The 5360-nt window shown below is 75.1% G+C and carries 1 protein-coding gene; it reads right to left on the reverse strand.

Features of this window, described 5'->3' with window-relative positions:
- On the reverse strand, window positions 1–5360 hold a 5360-nt coding region (locus IEY86_RS35475), incomplete at both ends, for a type I polyketide synthase (protein WP_189136022.1).

The following is a 5360-nucleotide window of genomic DNA, read 5'->3' on the forward strand; positions in this document are numbered from 1 at the left end:
ACACACGCAGCCGCGATCTCCCCCTGCGAATGCCCCACCACCGCCACCGGCACCACACCCACGGACTCCCACACCGCCGCCAACGACACCATCACCGCCCACAACACCGGCTGCACCACATCAACCCGCTCCAGCAGACCACCCCGCAAACCCCCCAGCACCTGCGCCGGCGACCACTCCACAAACCCCGACAACGCATCACCGCACTGCGCCAACCGCTCCGCGAAAACCCCCGAAACCCCCGCCAACTCCAACCCCATCCCCACCCACTGCGACCCCTGACCCGGAAACACCAACACCGCGCCGGGAGTTCCTACGGCGCTGCCGGTGACGGTGCGCGCGTCCGCTTCCCCGGCGGCGAGCGCGGCCAGGGCCGCGGAGAGTTCGGCGGTGTCGCCGACGACGTGGACGGCGCGGGACTCGAAGGCGGGGCGCCGGGCCGACAGCGCCCTGGCCACGGCGGCCGGCGTCGTCGCGGGGCGCTCCCGCAAGGAGGAGAGCAGCAAGGCCGCCTGGTCGCGGAGGGCTTCGGGGGTCCGGGCGGAGAGGACCACGGGCACCACGGCAGGTTCGTCGGCGGTCGGCGGAACGGATGGTTCCGGGCCCTGTTCGAGGATCACGTGGGCGTTGGTGCCGCTGACGCCGAACGAGGAGACGCCGGCGCGGCGTACCCGGCCGGTCTCGGGCCACGGCGTCTTCTCCACGGCCAGCCGCACCCGGCCGGTGTCCCAGTCCACCTCGGGGGTCGGGGCGCTGATGTGGAGCGTCCGCGGGACAGCGCCGTGGCGCATGGCCATGACCATCTTGATCACACCGCCGACACCCGCCGCCGCCTGGGCGTGGCCGATGTTGGACTTCAACGACCCCAGCCACACGGGCTGTTCGCGATCCTGCCCGTACGTCGCCAGCAGGGCCTGCGCCTCGATCGGATCGCCCAGCCGGGTCCCCGTGCCGTGCGCCTCCACCGCGTCCACATCCGCCGCCGACAGCCCGGCGTTCGCCAACGCCGCCCGGATCACCCGCTGCTGGGAGAGGCCGTTCGGCGCCGTCAGACCGTTCGACGCACCGTCGGAATTCACTGCCGAGCCGCGTACCAGGGCGAGAACCGGGTGACCGTTGCGCTCCGCGTCGCTGAGCCGTTCCAGCACAAGCATGCCCGCACCCTCCGACCACCCCGTGCCGTCCGCGTCCGCGGAGAACGCCTTGCACCGGCCATCGGCGGACAGGCCGCGCTGGCGGGAGAACTCCACGAAGATCTCCGGGGTCGCCATCACGGTGACGCCGCCGGCCAGCGCCAGGTCGCACTCACCCGAGCGGAGCGACTGCGCGGCGAGGTGCATGGCCACCAGCGACGACGAACACGCCGTGTCCACGGTGACCGCCGGACCCTCCAGCCCGAAGGTGTAGGCGATCCGGCCGGAGGCGACGCTGGGGGCGCGGCCGGTGCCCATGTGGCCGGCGAGTTCGGCTGGCGTGTCGAGCAGCGTGCCGTACTCCTGGGCGAAGGCGCCGACGAAGACGCCGGTGGCGGAGCCCCGCAACGACCCCGGCGCCACACCCGCGCGCTCCAACGCCTCCCACGACACCTCCAGCAGCAAACGCTGCTGCGGATCCATCGCCAGCGCCTCCCGCGGCGAAATACCGAAGAACTCCGCGTCGAAATCGGCGGCGTCGTGCAGGAAACCGCCGAACCGGGTGGCGCTCGTATCGGTGCGGCCCGGGTCGGGATCCGCCAGCCGGGCGAGGTCCCAGCCGCGGTCCGCCGGGAACGCGGTGACGGCGTCGGCGCCGTCATGGACCAGTTCCCACAGGTCCTCCGGTGACGCCACCCCGCCGGGGAACCGGCACCCCATCGCCACGACCGCGACCGGCTCGGCAGTGACGGACCGGGCCGAGGGGGGCGTGGCAGGCAGAGCGGGCGCCGGGACGCCGAGCAGCGAGTCCAGGTGGTCGGCGACCGCCTGCGGCGTGGGGTGGTCGAAGACGACGGTGGCGGGAAGGCGCAGTCCCGTCGCCGCGTCGAGCCGGTTGCGCAGCTCGACCGACGTCAGGGAGTCGAAACCCTGCGCACGGAACGGCTGCGCCGGATCGACCGCGGGGCCGCCTCGGTGCCCCAGCACCGCGGCGGTCAGGTCGAGGACCAGGTCGAGCAGGAGCCGCCCGCGCTCCGGAGCGGCGGCGTCGGAGAGCCGGACGGCGAGCGGCGCCCGGCTGCGGCGTAAGGCGGGTGCGGTCCCGGCGAGCCGGCGCAGCAACGGCGAGGCCGTGGCGACGCCGGGCGCGGACGGATCGAGCCCGATGGGGGCGAGCACGGCCTCGTCGCGGTCGAGCGCCGCGTCGAGCAGATCCAGGGCATGGGGCGGGGACAGCGGCACGATCCCGTCGCGGGCCAGCCGCGCCCGGTCGGTGTCCGAGAGCGTCCCCGCCATCGAACCGACGGCGTCCCACAGACCCCACGCGAGGGAGCGCGCGGGCAGGCCCTCGGCCCGGCGCCGCTCGGCGATCGCGTCCAGCGCCGTGTTGGCGGCGCCGTAGTGCGCCTGCCCGGGATTGCCGAGAATGCCGGAACCCGACGAGAACAGCACGAACTCGGCGAGGTCCACGTCCCGGGTCAGCTCGTCCAGATGGCGCGCGCCGTCCGCCTTGGGGGCGAACACATCGTGGAGGCGGCGCCGTGTCAGCGACTCGACCGGCCCGTCGTCGACGACGCCCGCGGCGTGTACGACGGCGGTCAGCGGCCGGTCGGCCGGGATGCCGGCCAGCAGCGCGGCGAGGGCCGCGCGGTCGGTGACGTCGCAGGCGACGACGTCGACGGTGGCACCGAGGCCGTCCAGGCCGACCGGCCGACCGGCGCGGCCGGCCAGCAGCAGGTGCCGTACGCCGTGTTCGGTGATCAGGTGCCGGGCGACGAGGGTGCCGAGCGCGCCGGTGCCGCCGGTGACCAGGACGGTGCCGTCCGGGTCCAGGGGTGTCGGCAGGGTGAGCAGGACCTTGCCCGTGTGCCGGGCCTGGCTGATGTGGCGGAACGCGGCGGGCGCGCGGCGGATGTCCCAGACGGTCGTCGGCAGCGGTGCGAGCACCCCTGCCTCGAACAGACCGACCAACTCGGCGAGCATCTCCGCGATGCGCTCGGGCGGGGTGTCCGTCAGATCGAACGCCCGGTACCGGACGCCGGGATGGGCGCGTGCGACCTCGCCGGGGTCGCGCAGATCGGTCTTGCCCATTTCGACGAACCGGCCGCCGCGGGGCAGCAGCCGCAGCGAGGCGTCGACGAACTCGCCGGACAGGGAGTCGAGTACGACATCGACACCGGGCGCGAAGCGCTGTTCGAACTCCAGATCGCGGGAGGACGCGATGCGGTCCGCCGGCACGCCCAGCGCTTCCACGGCACCCCACTTCGGCGGGCTCGCGGTGGCGTACACCGTGGCGCCGAGGTGGTGGGCGAGCTGGACGGCCGCCATGCCGACGCCGCCCGCGGCGGCGTGCACCAGCACCGACTCCCCCTGCCGCAGGCCCGCTTCGGCCACCAGCGCGTGGTGGGCGGTGAGGAAGGCGATCGGCACCGACGCGGCGGTCGCGAACGACCAGCCGTCCGGGACCGGGGCCAGCATCCTGCTGTCGGCTACGGCCGTCGGTCCGAACGCGCCGGGGACGATCCCGAACACCCGGTCGCCGGGCGCCAGTCGGCGCACGTCCGCGCCGGTCTCGATCACCACGCCGGCTGCCTCATTGCCCATCTCGGCGGCCCCGGGATAGACGTCCAGCGCGATCAGCACGTCGCGGAAGTTGACGCCCGCCGCCCGGACGGCGATCCGCACGTCCAGCGCACCGAGCGGTCGGTGCTCCGCCGGAGCCGTCGTCAGCGCGTCGAGGCTGCCGCGCGGCGCGACGTCCAGTCGCCATCCCTCGCGGCCGGGGGGCAGCCGCAGCAGGTCGTCGTCGTGGACCCGGGCGAGCGCCGGCACCCGCGCCTCCCCTCGCCGGAGCGCCAGTTGCGGTTCGGCGGTGGCGAGCGCGCGGCCGAGCGCGGCGGCGGAGTCCGGGTGCCCGTCCAGATCGACCAAGGTGAAGCGGCCGGGGTGCTCCGCCTGCACGGTCCGCAGCAGGCCCCACACCGACGCGGCACCGACGTCGACAGCGGGATCGGTGTCCCCGGTCAGGACGCCGCCGCGGGTGGTCACGACGAGGGGAGCGTCGTCGGGCCGGGCGAGTCGGCGCTGGACGAGGTCGAGTGCCTGCGCCGCGCCGTCGCAGGCGACCACGACGGCCTCGGACGGACCGCCGGCCGGCAGCGGCGCGTCGAGGGTCCCCGCGGTGGTGCAGGCGACCCCCTCGTCCGGCATCGGGAAGGGGTTCCACTCCACGTGGTACAGCTCGGGGGTCCGGCCGGGGAGGCCACGCAGTACGAGGGACGCCACCGACGCGACGGGGTCACCGTCACCGTCCGCGATCTCTGCGGCGACGGCCTGGTCCCCCGCGGCGGACAGCCTGACGCGCAGCGCACCGGCGCCGGGGGTGTGGAGCGTGACGCCGTGCCAGGCGAAGGGCAGTTCCCCGGCCGTACGGTCGCCGAGCAGGCCCGCGGCGTGCAGGGCCGCGTCGAACAGTGCCGGGTGCAGGCCGTACCGCGCGGTCGGGGTGCCGGGATCGAGGACGGCCTCGGCGAAGACATCGTCCCCGCGGCGCCAGGCGCGGCGCAGCCCTTGGAAGGCGGGCCCGTAGTCGAAGCCGGCGGCGGCCAGCCGTGGATACAGCGCCTCGACGTCGACCGGCGCGGCGCCGTTCGGCGGCCAGACGGACAGGTCGTCCTGGGCCGTGACCGGCGGCCGCCCGACGGCCGGCCCGAGCGTGCCGCTGGCGTGCCGGGTCCACGGCTCGTCGCCCCGGCGGGCATGGACGGTGACGCGGCACCGTCCGTCGTCGCCGGGCCGCTCCGCCCAGACCTGCCAGGTCACGGTCCCGCCGGACCCCGGCGCGATCGGCGCCTCGACGACCAGTTCCTCCACGACAGGGCACCCGATACGGGCTCCGACGTGCAGGGCCGCTTCGAGGAAAGCGGTGGCGGGCACGAGGACCTCGCCGGACACCACATGGTCGCCGAGCCAGCCGGGAGCCGCGCCGGACAGTGTGCCGCTGAGCAACAGCCCGCCCGCGCCGGGCAGTTCGCGGACCTCGGGCAGCAGGGGGTGGCCGCCGCGCTCCGGCCGGCCGACCGGGGTCAGCCAGTAGTGCTCGTGCTGGAAGGCGTACGTCGGCAGGTCGACGAGGCTGCCGCGACCGAGGACGGTGTGCCAGTCGATCCGGGCGCCGTCCACGTGGAGTCGGCCGAGGGCCGCGTAGAGGGTCTCGACGGGGTCGTG

This window comes from Wenjunlia tyrosinilytica (assembly GCF_014646055.1).
GTDB classification, from domain to species: Bacteria; Actinomycetota; Actinomycetes; order Streptomycetales; family Streptomycetaceae; genus Wenjunlia; species Wenjunlia tyrosinilytica.